The 18,994-nt window shown below is 55.4% G+C and carries 16 protein-coding genes; 7 read left to right on the forward strand and 9 right to left on the reverse strand.

Annotated elements, in window-relative coordinates:
• The first annotated feature begins 169 nt into the window (after positions 1-169).
• The 5 genes from AC0QHF_RS14785 (at position 170) to rpoD (ending at position 7,260) form a co-directional block, all read left to right on the forward strand.
• Entirely contained in the window at positions 170-2,296 is a 2,127-nt protein-coding gene (locus AC0QHF_RS14785; protein ID WP_324704991.1) for a glycoside hydrolase family 97 protein, read from the forward strand.
• Positions 2,297-2,503: 207 nt separating this feature from the next.
• Complete coding sequence (gene trxB, locus AC0QHF_RS14790) at positions 2,504-3,874, forward strand: thioredoxin-disulfide reductase (RefSeq protein WP_324704992.1); 1,371 nt, start codon at positions 2,504-2,506, stop codon at positions 3,872-3,874.
• 51 nt (positions 3,875-3,925) lie between these two features.
• On the forward strand, positions 3,926-4,822 hold the full coding sequence (locus tag AC0QHF_RS14795; protein WP_324704993.1) for an ABC transporter permease: 897 nt from the start codon (positions 3,926-3,928) through the stop codon (positions 4,820-4,822).
• 555 nt (positions 4,823-5,377) lie between these two features.
• Complete coding sequence (locus AC0QHF_RS14800) at positions 5,378-5,611, forward strand: hypothetical protein (protein WP_324704994.1); 234 nt, start codon at positions 5,378-5,380, stop codon at positions 5,609-5,611.
• A 485-nt stretch (positions 5,612-6,096) separates the two neighbouring features.
• A complete protein-coding gene (gene rpoD, locus AC0QHF_RS14805; protein WP_324704995.1) occupies positions 6,097-7,260 on the forward strand; it encodes an RNA polymerase sigma factor RpoD in 1,164 nt (387 codons plus the stop codon).
• 230 nt (positions 7,261-7,490) lie between these two features.
• On the opposite strand, the gene AC0QHF_RS14810 is transcribed toward rpoD, so the two are convergent.
• A complete protein-coding gene (locus AC0QHF_RS14810) occupies positions 7,491-7,643 on the reverse strand; it encodes a chlorophyll A-B binding protein (RefSeq protein WP_324704996.1) in 153 nt (50 codons plus the stop codon).
• A gap of 380 nt (positions 7,644-8,023) precedes the next feature.
• On the opposite strand from AC0QHF_RS14810, the gene AC0QHF_RS14815 reads away from it, so the two are divergent.
• On the forward strand, positions 8,024-9,391 hold the full coding sequence (locus AC0QHF_RS14815; RefSeq protein ID WP_324704997.1) for an NAD-dependent succinate-semialdehyde dehydrogenase: 1,368 nt from the start codon (positions 8,024-8,026) through the stop codon (positions 9,389-9,391).
• A gap of 183 nt (positions 9,392-9,574) precedes the next feature.
• Positions 9,575-11,212, forward strand: a complete 1,638-nt coding sequence (locus AC0QHF_RS14820; protein WP_324704998.1) for an acetolactate synthase large subunit — start codon at positions 9,575-9,577, stop codon at positions 11,210-11,212.
• Between the two features lie 321 nt (positions 11,213-11,533).
• Here the strand turns inward: AC0QHF_RS14820 and AC0QHF_RS14825 are convergent, their stop codons facing one another.
• The 8 genes from AC0QHF_RS14825 to bchI form a co-directional block, all read right to left on the reverse strand.
• Entirely contained in the window at positions 11,534-11,737 is a 204-nt protein-coding gene (locus AC0QHF_RS14825) for a hypothetical protein (protein ID WP_324704999.1), read from the reverse strand.
• Positions 11,738-11,811: 74 nt separating this feature from the next.
• A complete protein-coding gene (gene pstB / locus AC0QHF_RS14830; RefSeq protein WP_324705000.1) occupies positions 11,812-12,609 on the reverse strand; it encodes a phosphate ABC transporter ATP-binding protein PstB in 798 nt (265 codons plus the stop codon).
• Positions 12,610-12,647: 38 nt separating this feature from the next.
• Positions 12,648-13,532, reverse strand: coding sequence for a phosphate ABC transporter permease PstA (gene pstA, locus AC0QHF_RS14835; protein WP_324705001.1), 885 nt, complete (start codon positions 13,530-13,532; stop codon positions 12,648-12,650).
• A 31-nt stretch (positions 13,533-13,563) separates the two neighbouring features.
• A complete protein-coding gene (gene pstC, locus AC0QHF_RS14840; RefSeq protein ID WP_324705002.1) occupies positions 13,564-14,514 on the reverse strand; it encodes a phosphate ABC transporter permease subunit PstC in 951 nt (316 codons plus the stop codon).
• Positions 14,515-14,836: 322 nt separating this feature from the next.
• Positions 14,837-16,618, reverse strand: coding sequence for a PhnE/PtxC family ABC transporter permease (locus AC0QHF_RS14845; protein ID WP_324705003.1), 1,782 nt, complete (start codon positions 16,616-16,618; stop codon positions 14,837-14,839).
• 81 nt (positions 16,619-16,699) lie between these two features.
• Positions 16,700-17,083, reverse strand: a complete 384-nt coding sequence (locus tag AC0QHF_RS14850) for a hypothetical protein (protein ID WP_324705004.1) — start codon at positions 17,081-17,083, stop codon at positions 16,700-16,702.
• A 17-nt stretch (positions 17,084-17,100) separates the two neighbouring features.
• Positions 17,101-17,610, reverse strand: a complete 510-nt coding sequence (ruvC, locus tag AC0QHF_RS14855) for a crossover junction endodeoxyribonuclease RuvC (RefSeq protein ID WP_324705005.1) — start codon at positions 17,608-17,610, stop codon at positions 17,101-17,103.
• Between the two features lie 42 nt (positions 17,611-17,652).
• Complete coding sequence (bchI, locus tag AC0QHF_RS14860; RefSeq protein ID WP_324705006.1) at positions 17,653-18,750, reverse strand: magnesium chelatase ATPase subunit I; 1,098 nt, start codon at positions 18,748-18,750, stop codon at positions 17,653-17,655.
• Positions 18,751-18,994 lie beyond the last annotated feature (244 nt).

Consider the following 18,994-nt stretch of genomic DNA (forward strand, 5'->3'; position numbering starts at 1 on the left):
CGACTCAAGTCGCCGTTCGTTTTTCCTCCCTGCTCTAAAGAGACAGAGCTTCCAAACGTATCGGAGATTTTACGTGAGATCGAATCCCGATCTGCGCCTTTCGTCGGACGACCCGGCGATCGCGATCGGTCTACGGTGAGATCGACCGCAATCCGCCTGTTTTCAATCTATGTCCCGCCGTCGAAAGCGATTTCAATTTTGTCTGAGTACCGTCCTGACCGCTTTGCTGGTCATCGCTTGCAGTTCCCGCAACTTGCAAGTCACCTCCCCGGACGGGGATATCCGGATCGATGTCGAACTGCGGGAGGGACGACCTCACTACAGCGTCATCGCCGCCGGAGAAACCGTCATCGAACCCTCCCCCCTGGGGTTGAAATTTCAAAATGCCGAACCCCTGACGGACGATTTGAGAGTGACCGACACCGAACTGAACGCCGTCGATCGCACTTGGAACCCCGTCTGGGGCACCGACTCCACCATCCGCAACAATTATCAAGAATTGGTCGTCTCCCTCGAAGAAACCGCCCCCCCCAACCGCCGCTTGGATTTGCTGTTCCGCGCCTACGACGACGGCATCGCCTTCCGCTACCGCCTGCCGGAACAGCCGAACCTGGGAGACTTCGACCTCACCTCGGAAGAAACCTATTTCCGCTTCGCCGAGGATTACAATTCCTGGTGGATTCCCGCCAACTTCGACAGCTACGAGCGCACCTACCGCAACACCCCCATCAGCGAAATAGCCGGCCGGGACTTCGACCGAAAGGCGACAGCCTGGGAAGATCTGAAATTCGCCGAATACACCGAACCCCACGCCGTCAACACCCCCATCACGATGGAGAGTCCCGATCAATCCCGCTATCTCAGCGTCCACGAAGCCGCCCTCACCGACTACGCCGGCATGACCCTCAAAGCCCAGAGCGATCGGCCCGGGACCTTCAAAAGCCACCTCGTCCCCTGGCCGGACGGCGTGAAGGTGAAGGCCTCCACCCCCCACGTTTCCCCCTGGCGGATGGTGCAAATCGCCGACACCCCCGGCGACCTGATCGAATCCCACCTGATGCTCAACCTCAACGAACCCTCCCGCATCGAGGACACCTCCTGGATCGAGCCGATTAAATATATCGGCATCTGGTGGGGGATGCACCTGGGCAAATTTTCCTGGGCCGCCGGTGAAAACCACGGCGCCACGACCGATCGCGCCCAACGATACATGGACTTCGCCGCCGAACACGGCATCGATGCCGTCCTGGTGGAAGGTTGGAATACCGGGTGGGAAAGCTGGGGGGAAAAGGACGCCTTCGACTTTACCGAACCCTACCCCGACTTCGACCTGGAGGCGGTGGTGGAATACGGGCGCTCCAGAGGGGTGGCGCTGATGGGCCACCACGAGACGGGCGGCGATGTCGTCAGCTACGAACGGCAAATGCAGGAAGCCTTCCAACTGTACGGCGACCTCGGCGTTCCGGCGGTGAAAACCGGCTACGCCGGCGCCATCCGCCCGGAGGGGCAGCACCACCACGGCCAGTTTATGGTCAACCACTACCGGGAGGTGGTGAAGTTGGCGGCGCGGCACCGAATCGCCGTCAACGCCCACGAACCCATCAAAGGGACGGGCATCGAGCGCACCTGGCCGAATATGATGACCCGGGAGGGGGTGCGGGGCATGGAGTGGAACGCCTCCAAAGAATTCCCGGACAACCCGCCGGAACATACGCTAATTTTGCCCTTCACGCGGATGCTGGCCGGACCCCTGGACTACACGCCGGGAATTTTCGACCTCGTTGATCCGGAGTACCGGCCGGAGAGCCGGGTGCAGACGACCCTGGCCAAGCAACTCGCCAATCTGGTGATCCTCTACAGCCCGGTGCAGATGGCCGCGGATTTGCCGGAGAATTACGAGGGACACCCGGCCTTCGAGTTTGTGGAGCGGGTGCCGACAGATTGGGACGAGACGCGGGTGATCAACGGCGCGATCGCGGACTACATCACGATCGCCCGCCGCCGGGGGGAAAGCTGGTATTTGGGCAGCGCCACCGACGCCGAAGCCCGCACGCTGGAGATCCCCCTGGATTTCCTGGAGGCGGGGCGCACCTACGTCGCCCACGTCTTTGAAGACGGCGAAGAATCGGACTATCAAAACAACCCCCAAGCCTATCAAATTAACCGCTATTTGATGGCGGGGGAAGATCTCCTGAAAGCGAATCTGGCGCCGTCTGGCGGACAGGCGGTGATTTTGGAGCCGGCGACGCCCGAAGACCTGCGGAGATATCCCCGCTACGGGAATTCTGAGGTCTGAGTGATCGCCCCCCGGATCGGAATGGCGGACCGGAATCACCTTGCCATAAAAACAGCTTTGGGGAATTAAAAATGTTGGCAAAAACCCGGTTTATCCGGCATCCCCGAAGGGTCAGAAACCCGATTTCTCGGATGCCCATCAATTTGAAGCGACCGGGTTTCTGGCGGTATAATTTTTTCAGTCAAATCATTTTAAATTTGAGATTCGATGACGGATGCCAACGTTGAAAATCTAATCATAATCGGTTCCGGTCCAGCCGGGTACACCGCCGCCATCTACGCGGGGCGAGCCAATTTGAAACCCGTCGTTTTTGAAGGATATCAGATGGGGGGGGTTCCGGGCGGACAGTTGATGACCACCACCGAAGTCGAGAATTTTCCCGGCTTTCCCGACGGCATCACCGGCCCCCAATTGATGGAGCGGATGAAGGCCCAGGCGGCTCGGTGGGGGGCCGAATTGATCGCCGAGGATGTCGTCGCCGTCGATCTCTCCCGCCGGCCCTTCACCGTCCGCTCCGAGGAGCGGGAATTGCAAACCCACAGCATCATCATCGCCACCGGGGCCACGGCTAAACGGTTGAACCTGCCCTGCGAAGAGCAATTTTGGAGCCGGGGGATCTCCGCCTGCGCCATCTGCGACGGCGCCAGTCCGTTGTTCAAGGGGGTGGAACTGGCGGTGGTGGGAGGGGGAGACTCCGCGGCCGAAGAGGCGGTTTATCTGACCAAATACGGCAGCCGCGTGCATTTGTTGGTGCGCCGGGACGAACTCCGGGCCAGCAAGGCCATGCAGCAGCGGGTGTTCGAGAACCCGAAAATTACCGTCCACTGGAATACCGAGGCGATCGATGTCTTCGGAAACAGCACAATGAAAATGGAGGGAGTCCGCATCAAAAATAACCGCACCGGGGAGGAGGAGGAGTTGTCCGTGGGGGGGTTATTTTACGCGATCGGCCACACCCCCAACACCGGGATTTTTGAGGGGCACTTGGAGCTCGACGAGGTGGGTTACATTGTCACCCGCCACGGTGGCGTGGAAACCAGCGTGGAGGGGGTCTACGCCGTGGGAGACGTCCAGGACCGGGAGTTTCGTCAGGCGGTGACGGCGGCGGGGAGCGGCTGCATGGGGGCGATGCTGGCGGAGCGGTGGCTGTCGGCCTCCGGGCTGGCTCGGGAATTCAAGCAGGCGGAACCGCCGAAAACGGCAACAGAAGCGCCCCAACAGGCGGAGGCGGCCGATACGGAGGAAACTTACGATCGCGACCTGACGAGACACCGGGGTTCTTATGCGCTGCGGAAACTCTACCACGAGAGCGATCGCCTGATTTTGGTGAAGTACGTTTCGCCCACCTGCGGCCCCTGTCAAGTCCTGAAACCGATTTTGGACAAGGTGATCGACGAATTCGAGGGCAAAATCCACTCCGTCGAGATCGACATCGAACAAGATCCCGACATCGCCCAGAATGCGGGGGTGGTGGGGACTCCGACGGTCCAGTTATTTAAAAATAAGGATCTGGTCCGAGAATTGAAGGGGGTGAAGCAAAAAAGTCAGTATCGGGACGCGATCCAGAGTAACCTGTGAAAGAGTCGCAAAGCTCGAACCTGGCTCCCGATTCCCGATTTTTCCCAAACCATGACTTCGACTAAATCCCGATTTTCTCGATTTTGGACGCGATCCGGTCGGATGGGCGTCTCGGCGTGGATGATGGCGGTCGGAGCGCTGATCACCGTGATTTTTGTCGCGATCGCCCTTTTTTCTCCCCTGTTTCTGGCCTGGGGCTGGATCCAGAGTCCGACGGAATTTCTCGCCAACCCCGTCCACTCGCCACCGGCTCCGCAACACTGGTTCGGGACCGATCGCCAGGGCTACGACATCTTTTCCCGCACTCTATTCGGCACCCAGGTCGCCTGGAAAGTGGTGCTGCTGGCGACGGTGTTGAGTCTGGCGACCGGCGTCCCCCTGGGTCTGGTGAGCGGGTATCTGGGGGGGAAGGCGGACCGGGTGCTACTGTTTTTGATGGATACGATCTACACCCTCCCCGGGCTGCTGCTGTCGATCACGTTGGCCTTCGTGGTGGGGCGGGGGGTGTTCAACGCCGCGATCGCCCTGAGTATCGCCTACATCCCCCAATATTATCGGGTGGTCCGCAACCACACCGTTAGCGTCAAAACGGAATTGTTCGTGGAGGCGGCTCAGGCGATGGGGGCCGACACCTGGACGGTTCTCTCCCGCTACCTGTTCTTGAACGTGATCCGCAGCGTCCCGGTGCTACTGACGCTGAATGCGGCCGACGCCGTGCTGATTTTGGGGGGGTTGGGATTTTTGGGCTTGGGGCTCCCCCCGGAAACCCCCGAATGGGGCCACGACCTGCGGCTGGCCCTGGAGGCCCTGCCGACGGGGATTTGGTGGAGTCCGCTGTTTCCCGGGCTGGCCCTCACCTCGATGGTGATCGGGCTGTCGCTGCTCGGAGAGGGGATAGACGACTGGGTGAACCCCCAACTTCGCAGTCGGGGCGGACGGCAAAAATGATCAATCAATCAATCTCCCGACCATCTATTGTCGGACGGTGTGACGTCAAAAACTTAACTTGATTTAATGTTTGACGGGCTTCCAAATTTTGAGATCTGAGCTACCTTAACAGAAAAGGATGACAGGCCGGAGAACCGAAATTCTCGCACCCATCGGGGACAATTTCCCGCGAGTCGCGAGGGAAGTTCTCCTCCTCAAGCCGGTTTCAGTTTTTCGGGTTCGTCGGGCGGACTCCGAACGGCACTCCTCACGTCTCGAAAATTTCAGCCGGCATTCCCAGAGCCCATTTGAGAGTCGGGAGTTTCGAGTCTTTCGAGTTCCGAGGTTCCCCCGGGAGGAGACCAGAACCGGTGCGATCGCCCGGTTTGTCGCTCAAAACTGTCCGACCCATCTGACCAACTTGATCAGATGAACCGATCGGATCAATTCATCTCGCCCCCGGCTCATCCAATTTGACATGGGTTTGTTAGACTGAGATCCGGGCAACGGCAGACGGTCCGGTCGTGACATTTCCGGGATGCGATCGCCTCCCACCCCACCCCTGTCAATTGCGACTTGATATCGAATCATGCCCTGATCCCAAATGCCGCGCGATCGCGATCGGTTTCACCCGCGAGTGCGACTCCGATGCGGCGACAAATTTTTCCGATGGCGATGAGTTCCATCGCGTCAACCTGCGGATTGGAAAGTGCCGACACTTCCGAAACGAAGCAGGAAGAGAACACCGAAGCCGTCCGGCCTCATGGGGGTACGGGTCACTTCGGATCGATGTCTAAAAACGGTGTATGAAGGAATCCAAACCCAACAAACTCTCGGACAAGCTAACATGGATCGAGTAATCCCCAATTGGAAAACCGATTCATAGAGCTTTCAATGAATTGTAAAACCCCTGCCAATCCGAATCCCTAATGGGGGAGACCGATCGCACACAAGCGGGTCGATGGCGACGGCCGCACTCCGACTAAAAATGACTCAAATCCCCATCCAGCCTTCGGGGCAGCTCGGAGAACGTCCGGGTTTGGGAATCCCCGCCCAATTTTTGTAAAAGAGGCTAAAATCGTTGAGGATTTTGAGGAGTGTCCGCTGCCGTCCCCAGAAAAAGCGGTATTTTTACCCCGCCTGACGGGCGGATCGGGATGAAACGCAAAGTGTCTGCGATCGTCGCACCCGACCCGACGGCAAGACCCAGTGAGGAATTGGCTAAACTATCTACAGACAGATCTGTTCTGTCTCTCGTGATTGATTCTTGAATTGAGGAGCATGAGGAACGCGGCATGATCCAAATCAAAAACGGACTCGCAACCACCATTGAGCCTGAAATGGAAACGCTTGAATTGTCTAACCCCCAATCCGACCGAGATTTGGTTGATAACTTGCTCGAAGCCGGAGACGCTCTCGAAGAGGAATTTGAGGAGTCCCAACCCGACGACGAGGCGGCTAAGGCGGGAAAAATCACCAAATCCCGACGTCGCGCCCAAGCTAAAAAGAAGCACTACACCGAAGATTCGATCCGGCTGTACCTGCAGGAAATCGGCCGCATCCGGCTGCTGCGGGCCGACGAGGAAATCGAACTCGCCCGCAAAATTGCCGACTTGCTCGAATTGGAGCGAATTCGGGAAAAATTGATCGAACACTACCATCGGGAACCGAACGAACAGGAGTGGGCGAGCGCGGTGGACATGAACCTGCCCGAATTCCGCCGCCGCCTGTTTTTCGGCAGGCGGGCCAAGGACAAAATGGTGCAGTCCAACCTGCGGCTGGTGGTGTCCATTGCCAAAAAGTACATGAACCGGGGGTTGTCGTTCCAAGATCTGATTCAAGAAGGCAGCTTGGGCCTGATCCGGGCGGCCGAAAAGTTCGATCACGAGAAGGGTTACAAGTTCAGCACCTACGCGACTTGGTGGATTCGCCAGGCGATCACCCGGGCGATCGCCGATCAGTCCCGCACGATCCGGCTTCCGGTTCACCTCTACGAAACCATCTCCCGGATCAAAAAGACCACTAAACTGTTGTCCCAGGAGATGGGCCGCAAACCCACGGAGGAAGAAATCGCCACCCGCATGGAGATGACCATCGAAAAGCTGCGGTTCATCGCCAAATCCGCCCAACTGCCCATTTCCCTGGAAACCCCCATCGGTAAGGAAGAGGATTCCCGCCTGGGAGACTTCATCGAGTCGGACGGGGAAACCCCCGAAGATCAGGTCTCCAAAAGCTTGCTGCGCGAAGATCTCGAAAGCGTCCTCGACACCCTCAGCCCCCGGGAGCGGGACGTGCTGCGGCTGCGCTACGGACTCGACGACGGGCGGATGAAAACCCTCGAGGAAATCGGCCAGATTTTCAATGTGACGCGGGAGCGAATCCGCCAGATCGAAGCCAAGGCGCTGCGGAAGCTGCGCCACCCCAACCGGAACAGCATTCTCAAGGAATACATCCGCTGACACGAAGGGGATTCGGAGTCCGTTTTCAAAAAAGGGGCGCATCGCGCCGGCATCCTTCTCGGGGCGAGAAGGGCTGGGAAACCTTGAGGATGTCCCAATGGATCCTCAAGGTGGTATAATGGCGCTGCGTTTCAATTTGCTATCTCAATTCCGGCTTTCGGGCCGGGTCGGGTGCTGGCTACACCTCGACTGACGGAGGTGGAGGGATCTGTATATATATCCCCCACCTCCTACATCAAGCCCCAAAAGTGGAGGAGGCCCTGACCGGAGAACAGTTCGATGAGGACGGCGCTGATGAAGCCGACCATCGCCAATCTGCCGTTCCAGTTTTCGGCGCCTGCGGTAAAGCCCCAATTCCAGGCGTTGCGGTTTTGTTCTTCCATGATGTGACTCCTATGTAACAGATGGTGTCGTCTTATTGTAAATTAATGTAACGAAAAATCTTCGGACTCGCAAGGCGATCGCACCCAGATCTGTCCGCGAACGTAGGTAGATTGGCTCGGGGCGGAGCGGGGGTCTGGGGTCGGGGGGCGGGGAGAACTGACGCTCCCCTCGATTCTTCTATCGTTTTGTTAAGAATATGAGTCAAACCGGGTAAAAAAACCGATTAAACCGTTTAATTATTCTCATAAGTTTTAAGTTATTTCAACAAGGTTATCGATTTGTTTCAGCCCTGCTCAAATTCCGAATGTCGTGATAAATCGTCCTTTTTAAGCGGTAGGATGTAGAGATGTAAACATTGAAATTTAATGAAAAACTTGTTATGGGAATCGCTACAGTCAACCCGGCGACAGGAGAGTTGGTCAAATCTTTCGATGCCCTGACAGATGAAGAGATCGAGGTTTGTCTGGAAACGGCGGCAAAAGCGTCGGTTAGTTACCGTTATTTGCCGATGGAAAAAAAATCCGAGTGGATGAACCGGGCGGCCGACATTTTGGAGCGGGATGCGAAACGATTTGCGAAAATCATGACATTGGAGATGGGAAAACCCATCAAAGGCGCGATCGCGGAGGTGAAAAAAAGCGCCTGGGTGTGCCGGTTTTACGCCGAAAAAGCCGCCGAATTTCTGGCGGATCTCCCAGCCGAAAGCGACGCGAGTCGCAGCTTCGTGCGCTACCAACCCATCGGCCCGGTGCTCGCGGTGATGCCCTGGAACTTCCCCTTCTGGCAGGTGTTCCGCTTCGCGGCGCCGGCGCTGATGGCAGGGAACGTGGGGTTACTCAAACACGCCTCCAACGTGCCCCAGTGCGCCCTGGCGGTGGCGGAAATCTTCCGGGAGGCGGGATTTCCCGAGGGCGCGTTCCAAACCCTGCTGGTGGGGGCGAGTCAGGTGGCTCAAATTGTCGCCGACGATCGCATCAAGGCCGCGACCCTGACGGGGAGCGAACCGGCCGGCGCCAGTTTGGCGGCTCAAGCGGGTAAAAATCTGAAAAAAACGGTGCTAGAATTGGGGGGGAGCGATCCATTCATCGTTTTGGAAAGTGCCGATCTCGAGGCGGCGGTGGAGACGGCGGTGACGGCCCGAATGCTGAACAACGGCCAGTCCTGCATTGCTGCCAAACGGTTCATTCTTGACGAGGCGATCGCCGGAGAATTTCAACAAAAGTTGGTCGAGAAATTTCAGGCGCTGAAAGTGGGCGATCCGATGCTGCCGGATACGGATGTCGGACCCCTGGCGACGCCGGGAATTCTCGAAGATATTGACAAACAGGTGCAAGCTTGCCGAGCCAAAGGTGCGAAGGCGCTCACGGGGGGTCAGCGGCTCTCCGACCGCCCGGGAAATTTCTATCCGCCGACGATTTTAGCCGACATTCCCCGGGGAACTCCGGCCTACGAGGAGGAATTTTTCGGTCCGGTGGCGCTGCTGTTCCGGGTTCGGGGCATCGACGAGGCGATCGAACTGGCGAACAGCACATCTTTCGGTTTGGGCGCAAGTGCATGGACGACAGACGCGGCCGAGCAGGATCGCTTAACCTTGGAGTTGGAAGCCGGGGCCGTCTTTATCAACGGTTTGGTGAAGTCCGATCCGCGGCTTCCCTTTGGCGGCATCAAACGCTCCGGCTACGGGCGCGAGTTGAGCATCCAAGGCATTCACGAGTTTGTCAACGTTAAAACCGTCTGGATTAAATAATGGGGACGCCAAATTAGAAGTTCAACCTTCAATCGTCAACCCGGGGAAGAGAGAGCCAGCCACTCTCTTTGAACCCATATTTTTCGATTGAAATCGACCGGTTTTAACTCCCGAAGTTCGCTGAACTTCTAAGGATAACTCTCCACTTTTTTAAATCACTTTTTCTAACTGAAAACGTACCACATGAATACAGCCGAACTCTTGGTCAAGTGCCTCGAAAATGAAGGGGTACAATATGTCTTCGGACTGCCCGGGGAAGAGAATATGGACATTCTCGAAGCCCTGAAGGAGTCCTCCATCCAATTTATCACCACCCGGCACGAACAGGGCGCCGCCTTCATGGCGGACGTCTACGGACGCCTGACCGGAAAGGCGGGGGTCTGCCTGTCCACCTTGGGACCGGGTGCCACCAACCTGATGACGGGGGTGGCCGACGCCAACTTGGACGGTGCCCCTCTGGTGGCGATTACGGGCCAGGTGGGGACGGACCGGATGCACATCGAATCCCACCAGTATCTAGATTTGGTGGCGATGTTCTCACCGGTGACGAAATGGAACGCCCAAATCGTGCGGCCGAGCATCACGCCGGAAATCGTCCGCAAGGCGTTTAAATTGGCGCAGACGGAGAAGCCGGGGGCGGTGCACATCGATCTGCCGGAAAATATCGCCAGTATGCCCGTGGAGGGGAAACCCCTGGAACGGGATCGGCGGGAAAAAAGTTATTCGGCTTACCACAGTATGAACGAGGCCGCGATCGCCATCTCGAAGGCGGTCAACCCGATCATTTTGGTGGGTAACGGGGCCCTACGGGCGAATGCCAGCGAGGCGGTGACGGAATTTGCCACCCAACTCAATATTCCGGTGGCTAATACGTTCATGGGTAAGGGGGCGATACCCTACACCCACCCGCTGTCCCTGTGGACGACGGGGCTGCAACAGCGGGATTTCATCAGTTGCGCTTTTGATAAGGCGGATTTGGTGATCGCGATCGGCTACGATCTGATCGAGTATTCGCCCAAGAAGTGGAACCCCCACGGCAAGATCCCGGTCATCCACGTCGGCGCCAACGCGGCAGAAATTGACAGCAGCTACATCCCGATCGCTGAAATTGTTGGTGATATCTCGGATTCGCTTTACGAGATCCTGCGCCGGTCCGATCGCACCGGGAAACCCGACCCCTACGGCATCAAGATGCGGTCGGATATCCGCCAAGATTACGAGCGCTACGCCACGGACGACGGCTACCCGATCAAACCCCAAAAGATCATCTACGATCTGCGGCAGGTGATGGGTCCGGAGGATATCGTCATTTCCGACGTGGGCGCCCACAAAATGTGGATGGCGCGGCACTACCACAGCGATCGCCCCAACACCTGCCTGATCTCCAACGGGTTCGCGGCGATGGGGATTTCCATTCCCGGCGCGATCGCGGCGAAGCTCGTCCATCCGGAGCTGAAAGTGGTCGCCGTCACCGGCGACGGCGGCTTCATGATGAACTCTCAGGAGCTCGAAACGGCCCTGCGAGTCGGGACGCCCTTCGTCACCCTCATTTTCAACGACGGCGGCTACGGCCTGATCGAATGGAAGCAGGAAGATCAGTTCGGTTCGGCTTCATTTATTAAATTCAGCAACCCGGATTTTGTCAAGTTCGCCGAAAGTATGGGTCTGAAAGGATACCGGATCGAGGCGGCGACCGATTTGGTTCCCGTCCTCAAAGAAGCCCTGGCGCAAGACGTTCCGGCGGTGATCGACTGTCCCGTTGACTACCGGGAAAATGCCCGCTTCAGCCAACGCGCAGGGGGACTTTGCTGCCCCATTTAAAGGTGGTTTGAAAGCGTTCTAAAGCCCCGCTTTTCTCTTTAGATGACTCAACAATTATTTGGACAGGTCGGCTATGGCAAACCTGTCCTTTTTCTATAGCAGTTGTCTATCTGTTTCGATACGTTTCGATCCCCCATTATCCCCCCTGATCTCCTCCCTTACAAAGGGCCCGGCTGTTTCATTCTCCCCGAAAAATGGCGGAGGGAGCGGAGGGAGCAGAGGGAGCGGAAGGAGCGGAAGGAGGATTTTTCGGAATAAAAAGGTGTTTTTAACCGGAAAAAAACCTTCGTCCATCGATTGGGTATTTGACCGAATTTGAGATCAATTGCGATCGCTCAAATCCGCGTCCACCGCGCCGCCGGGATTGTGGGCGATCGTCATCTGCCGGTTGGGCAGATCCGAACCCTGTTCGGCATCCTGGGGAACCTCCGCCTCTTCTTCGGAATGTTTGAATTTTTGTTCGAGTTCAACGGCGGGTTGAGTTTGATTTTCGGGTCGTTCAAAATTCTGTTTGTCGGAACTCATGTCAATTCTCCTATTTGCTCTTGTTTTTAGTGTGGAACTCAAATCAAAATTTGACATCCTGCTAAAGCTAGACATCAACCGAAACGGCCGCTCACATATTTTTGAGTCGCCTCTTCTTCGGGATTGTCAAAAATCTTGTCGGTGTCGTCGTATTCCACCAAATAACCGAACCGACTTCCGGACTCCTGTTCCCGGGCGTTAAAAAATGCCGTCAAATCCGCGACCCGCGCAGCCTGCTGCATATTGTGGGTGACGATAATTACCGTGTATTTTCCCTTCAATTCGTGGATCAAATCTTCCACCTGTTCCGTCGAAACCGGGTCCAGAGAAGAACAGGGTTCGTCCATCAAAATCACGTCCGGCTTGAGTGCCACGGCCCGGGCGATACAGAGGCGCTGCTTTTGTCCGCCAGATAAAGATAAACCGTTTTCTCTGAGTTTATCTTTGACCTCGCCCCACAGTGCCGCCTGCTTGAGAGAATTTTCCACCAACTCATCCATATCACCGGAATACTTGTTGATGCGGGCACCGTAGGCAATATTTTCGTAAATGGATTTGGGAAACGGATTCGGCTTTTGAAAGACCATCCCAATTTGACGGCGAACTTTTACCGCATCTACTTTGGGATCGTACAAATTTTTACCTTTGTAAGAGAGTCGCCCTTCCAGACTAAAACTTTCGATCAGATCGTTGAGACGATTGAAGCAGCGAATCAAGGTACTTTTGCCGCAACCGGAGGGACCGATCAGGGCCGTAATCTGATTTTTTGGGATTTCCATGTTGACATCTTTCAACGCCAACGCTTCCCCGTAATAGACGCTCACATTTTCGACATTCAGGAGGCTTGTATTTGAAGAATTGTCAGATGCCATTGTATTCACCTTATCGATTATCTAAACTATTGCCGCCATCAATATTGCTGTTTTTTGGTCATCCACCGGGAGAGAATGCTGGCAATCAGCACCAACAACACCAGAATCAGAGATGCGGCCCAAGCCAATTCCTGCTGGTTGTCAAATGCGGAGGTGGCAAAGTTAAAAACCACCACCGAAAGGGCGGGGATCGTTTCATCAAAAACGCCGTCGGGCCAGTAGGGGGAATACAGCACCGTAAAAATCAGCGGTGCGGTCTCTCCGGCGGCCCTCGCGAGGGCGAGGGTGGTGCCCGTAATGACGGCGGGGAGAGCGGCGGGAAGTACGATTTGTAGGACGGTGTGAAAGCTGGAGGCACCCACCCCGACGGACGCCCAGCGCACTTCCTGGGGGACGATTTGCAGGGCTTCGTCGGTGGTTCGCACGACGATGGGAAGCATCAAAATTGCCAGGGCGATTCCACCGGCAAATGCCGAGAATTTTCCCATCGTCAAAACGATGACAGTGTAGGCGAAAATTCCCACGATAATGGACGGAACGCCGCTCAAAACGTTCGTGAAAAAACGAATCCACTTGGCAATCTTTTTGGAACTGAATTCGGACAGGTAAATTCCGGCAGCGATGCCGAATGGGATGCTGACGACTGCCGCGATCGCCACCAATAACAGCGTCCCCGCGATCGCCGATCCGATGCCGCCACCGGATTCCATCGCGGCGGGAGGAATGCCCGTCAATAAGTCAAAATTCAGGCGGCTCAATCCCTTGATGGTGACGTAGGCGATCACCAAAAATAGGGGCAAAATTGCGATTCCCAGGAGGAGAAACGCCACCGTCGTTAGGATGCGATCGATGAGGGTTCGCGCTTCCAAACCCGACGTTTCGATATCGCGATCGCCGAAATTTTCGAGTTGCTGTGATGTCATCGTAAAACCCCATTGCTTGAACGTTAAAAAGTCAGTATTTTTTGACCTGCTGCACGATCCACTCTGCCATCACATTGACGACCAAAGTGATCAAAAATAAGATGAGTGCCGCGTACATCAGCGCCGCTTCTTGCAGTTCGCTCGCTTCCCGAAATTGGCTGGCAATTAAGGAGGCGATCGTGTTGGCGGGGGCGAGGATGGACAGACTCAAATCGTTGCTATTTCCGATTACCAACGTCACGGCCATCGTTTCCCCCAAAGCACGTCCGAGCCCCAACATAATGCCCCCGACGATGCCGGAAAAAGCGGCGGGTAAAAGAACGCTAAAAATGGTCTGCCAGCGGGTGGAACCGACGCCGTAGGAAGCCCCCCGCAATTCCGGGGGAAGGGAGGCGAGGGAGTCCCGAGAAATGGCGGTGATAATTGGCAAGATCATGATGGCGAGAATCACCCCCGCCGGAAGCATTCCGGGGCCTTTGGGTTGGGTGCTGAACAGGGGTATCCATCCGAGGGTTTTGTGCAGCCATCCGCCGATATCGGTGAGGACGGGAATCAGGACGTAAATCCCCCACAATCCGTAGACGACGCTGGGAATTGCCGCCAACAGTTTGACCAAAAATGTCAGCACCGTCCGCACGGAAGCGGGGAGGAAATTCTCGCTCAAAACGATCGCGGTTCCGATGGCGATGGGGACGGCAATTAACAGGGCAATTAAAGAGCTGATTACCGTCCCGTACATCATGGGAAGCACGCCGTAATCGCGCTCCGGCGGATTCCAAGCGCTCGAACCCAGGAATCCCCAGCCGAATTTTTGGATGGCGGGAACAGCCGCCAAACCCACTTGAATCACCATCCAAAAGAGAAGTGCGGCGACTCCGAAGGCGAGGATTCGGGTCGTCCAGATAAAACTGCGATCGAAAAATAATTCTAAACTCGAGCGATCGGGCGCCGAAGTTGGTGCATCTTGAGTAGAAGAAGTCATAAAATTGATTGATGATGTCGAGTCAAAACTGACACTACAACTCTACAAAATGACTGACTTTCTGCCGTCCGTCAGGGGATAGATTTTAAAGTTTATCTATTTTGTGAGATGATCTAACCCAAGTTTGAAATCTAATAAAAACGGCGATTTTTTTGGAAAAATTAACCTAAATTTATGCTCTTATTAATCTTTTATTAACCGGAGCTTGGTATGATTGGGGGTTAGATCAATAATTTTTTCTCGTATCGAATAGCTTTCGTATATACTGTTACATAATTGGTCAACCCCTTCGACTGGAAAATTTTTGTCGCCTTCCCGAGCGTCAGCGGAGCGTCCTTCTGGCTAAATTGCTGATCGAATCGACCGCCACCGTCAACCCGACAAAAATGGTCAGAGTTCCCAAAAGTCCGCCGTAGTTGAAGCTGCTGAGTTGTTCCGCCAGCAAGCGTCCCAGTCCCCCCGCCCCGACCAACCCGACGATCGCCGTCGAACGGATGCACACTTCCCAGCGGTAGAGGATGTACGCCAAGAAACTGGGGAGGGTGCGGGGGAGAATGCCGTAGAGAAACACTTTCGGGCCGTCCGCACCGAGGGAGGCGAGGGCTCGCAAGGGAGGCTGTTCCAAATTTTCGGTTACTTCCGCCATCAGCCGCCCCAAAATGCCCAAATTGTGCAATCCGAGGGCGATCGCGCCGGGTAAAATTCCGGGGAATAATATAAATAGAAAAATCAGCGCCCAAATCGGTTCGGGAACCGCCCGAGAAAATAACAAAACGAAGCGATTCACAATTAAAACTATCCATCCCCAACTCAATTTCGAGTCGGATTTGGAGGCGATGGGGTCGAGAATTCCGCCGGGAAGTAATAAATTATTGCTGGCTAAGAATGAAAGTAAAATCCCCCCAAATCCCGCCAATGTCATCGCCAGAATCGACATCGCCACGGTTTGTTTTGACAAAGTGAAGAGTTGAGACAAATCGCCGAATTGGGGTGGAAAGGCATCGTCCAAGATTCCCCCCAACAGGTCGAAGGTGCGGGGCGACCACAATTTTCCATAGTCGGCGTCGATGTAGATAAAAGAAAAGACAATCAAAATGATGGCGAAAATCGCCGAAAACTGCGGGAATGAAATGCGGCGGTGTGTCGAAATTTGGGAGTTGGGAGAGGGCGATCGCGATCCCCCCCCAGCCCCCCCTTGGGAAGAAGGGGGGGAGTCTGATCCCCCCCCAGCCCCCCCTTGGGAAGAAGGGGGGGAGTCTGAAGGCAAGTTCAAATCCAGGCGGGAGGGTGCGCCCAATTCGTGCCGCAGTCGGGCGCTCCAAATGTCCGTCAATCCCGTCAAAATCAATAGGGCGATCAACAGCGTCCAAACCTGTTCGTAACGCAGGGCTTGCAGACTCAATAAAATCTCGTAACCCAACCCCCCCGCGCCGATGGTACCCAACACGGCTGCCGAACGGATCGAACATTCCAGCCGATAGAATGTGTAGGATAAAAGGTTGAGAAATGCTTGGGGGAATATCGTATAAAGAAACGCTTTGGCGGGGGAAACGCCACTATTTAAAACGGCAAATAAAGCATTTCGGGGTGTTTCGTCCAAAATATCCGAAAAAACCTTGGCAACGATCGCGCCGAACGGAAGGGCGATCGCGACCACGGCCACCAGCGGATCGAGTCCGAAAATATTGACAAAAAAGACCCCCCACAACGCCTCGTGAATGGAACGGGGAAAAGCCAGAATTGCCCGCCAGAATATCCGGGGCGATCGCGCACTTTGGGGATGGACGGATTTCCACCAAATCTCGGAGGAAAATAAACCCAAAAACGTCCCGAAAAACACACTTAAAAACGTGCCGCAGACCGCAAAACTCATCGTTTTTAAGGTCGCATTTAGAGTCAGTTGGAGAAATTCCGGACTCAAATCGGGGGAAACTGCGGCGGTCAGAAATTGCCACACCAGCGTCATGCCGCCGGGATTCACCAATTCCCCGCTAAAAATTCCCGCCACTTGCAGCGACCAAACCAGGGAAACGATAAAAACAGTTCCCCAGAATAAATGCCAATTCAGGAGAGAAGGACGTTTAATATTCGCCGGTTTCAACATGAATCAATTCTGGCAAATCTGGTTGTGTCCCCAAAGCGATCGGGCGCAAGCCAGGGGCCCCTACAAGTAAAATTTTGGCGATCACATTTTTTTGTATTCCAGAGGTTCGCAAAAGGGCTGAACTCCCGTTTTTAAAACGTAAATGACGACCGGAGTTACCAACAATTCCGGACATTGATTTAATTCCATCAAATGGGCGACTATCGGGGCGATATTTCCCCGCAATAAATCTTCCCGGTAGGTTTCGTCGCAAAGGGTGACGCGATACCGCTTCGCCAAACCGTCCAGCCAATTTTCTGAAGTGGTGGGAGATTGCCCCACATGAATCGCCATCGAGATCGCGGCATCTTCGAGATCTCCCTCGCAATCCTCAATGTTATCCAACGCTTCCAAAGCGGCGGAATATTCCGCCAACTGGGAACGGAACTGGGCGATTTCCTGGGAAGTTAGAATGATATCAGACATGGATTTTATCAAACAAATTAAGAATCAGAAACCCGATCGCGATCGAACCAAGTTGTCAGGGCGATCGCCAGCGCATCGGCGGCATCGTCCGGCTTCGGAATCGCCTCCAAATTTAACTCCCTCGCGACGGCTTCTTGAACTTCATATTTTTGGGCATTTCCGTAACCCGTCAACGCCTGTTTCACCTGTGCCGGAGTAAACTCAAATAGGGGGAGATGTCGCTGCGCCAAAACCAACAATAACACCCCCCTCGCCTGGGCGACAGAAATGGTATTTCCCATGCGATAAAAAAACAGTTTTTCCACTCCGACAATATCCGGTTTCCACTGGTCGAGTAGGGTGTGTACATCCCCGTAAATCGTTTCCAGGCGATCGCCGAGGGATTGGCCGGGAGATGTCTGAATGGCGCCGAAATCGATCGCACATTCCGACGCTTCCCCAATGCCATTTTCCGGGGTCCGACATTCGATTACCCCGAACCCCAGCGTCGCCAATCCCGGGTCAAATCCGATAATACGAGCGATCATAATTCCACCCGCGTCGCAGGGGCATCCTGCCGGTGATAACGATTAATTGTCCTCCGGTTCCGGCAACCCGAACACCTGGCGGAAAACCTTCTGCACTTTCGACCCCGAATCGATGGATTCCAGGGGATCTTTCCGCAGTCGGTGGCGTAGGCACAGCGTGATCACGCGGCTGATATCATCGACGGTGACTTCCGTATGTCCCTCCAACGCAGCCAGGGCTTTTGCCGCCCGGTTGGTGACGATATCTCCCCGCAGTCCATCCACGTCCAATTCCGAACAAACTTGGGAAATTTTCACCCGCAGATCGTAATCCATTTCCACGGAAGACAATCGCTCTTGGGCGTCAACAATCCTTTGCTGAAGTTCCTCCTGGGATATTTTATACTCTTCTAAAAAGTGGGGCGGATTTTGGTCGAAAGCGGTGCGCTGTTCCACAATTTGCACCCGCAGATTGGGTTCTTTCACCGTGCGGATTTCGGCGTGCATCCCGAAACGGTCCAGCAGTTGGGGGCGCAATTCCCCTTCCTCCGGGTTCCCCGAACCCACCAACACGAACCGGGCCGGGTGGCGGATGGAAATGCCCTCCCGTTCCACCGTGTTCCAACCGCTGGCCGCGGAGTCGAGGAGGACGTCCACCAGGTGATCGTCGAGGAGGTTGACTTCATCGACGTAGAGAATGCCGCGGTTTGCTTTAGCCAGAAGTCCCGGTTCAAAGGCTTTCACGCCCTCGGCCAGGGCTTTTTCGATGTCGATCGTACCGCAGACCCGATCTTCCGTGGCGCCGAGGGGCAGGTCGATCATTTGCACTTTGCGGCGGATGACGGGGAGGGCTTCCGACAGGTTCACCCGTTCCCGCACCCCGTCGCTCATCAGTTCCGGGTCTTTGGGGTCGCTGTTGAAGGGGTCGTCGGCGACGATTTCGATTTCGGGCAGCAGGTCCGCCAACGCCCGGATGGTGGTGGATTTGCCCGTGCCGCGATCGCCCATGATCATCACGCCGCCGATCTTGGGGTCGATCACGTTGAGGAGGAGGGCCAGTTTCATTTCCTCCTGGCCGACGATCGCCGTAAACGGGAATACGGGGCGACGTCCAGCAATTGTGGCTTTGGGTGTATCAGTGGTGACGGCAGTTGGACTCACAATTAATTCTCTGTTTCCGGTGTACCGTATTTTATTGTTGCACATCGGGGCGATCGTATCCCCCTAAATCCCCCTTTGTCAGGGGGACTTTCAGATGTCGGTCGGTTTGAGAAGCGATCGCATCCCCCTAAATCCCCCTTTGTAAGGGGGACTTTGAGAAGTCGGTGGGTTTGAGAAGCGATCGCATCCCCCTAAATCCCCCTTTGTAAGGGGGACTTTGAGAGGTCGGCTGGTTTGAGAAGCG

This window comes from Lyngbya sp. CCY1209 (assembly GCF_055795065.1).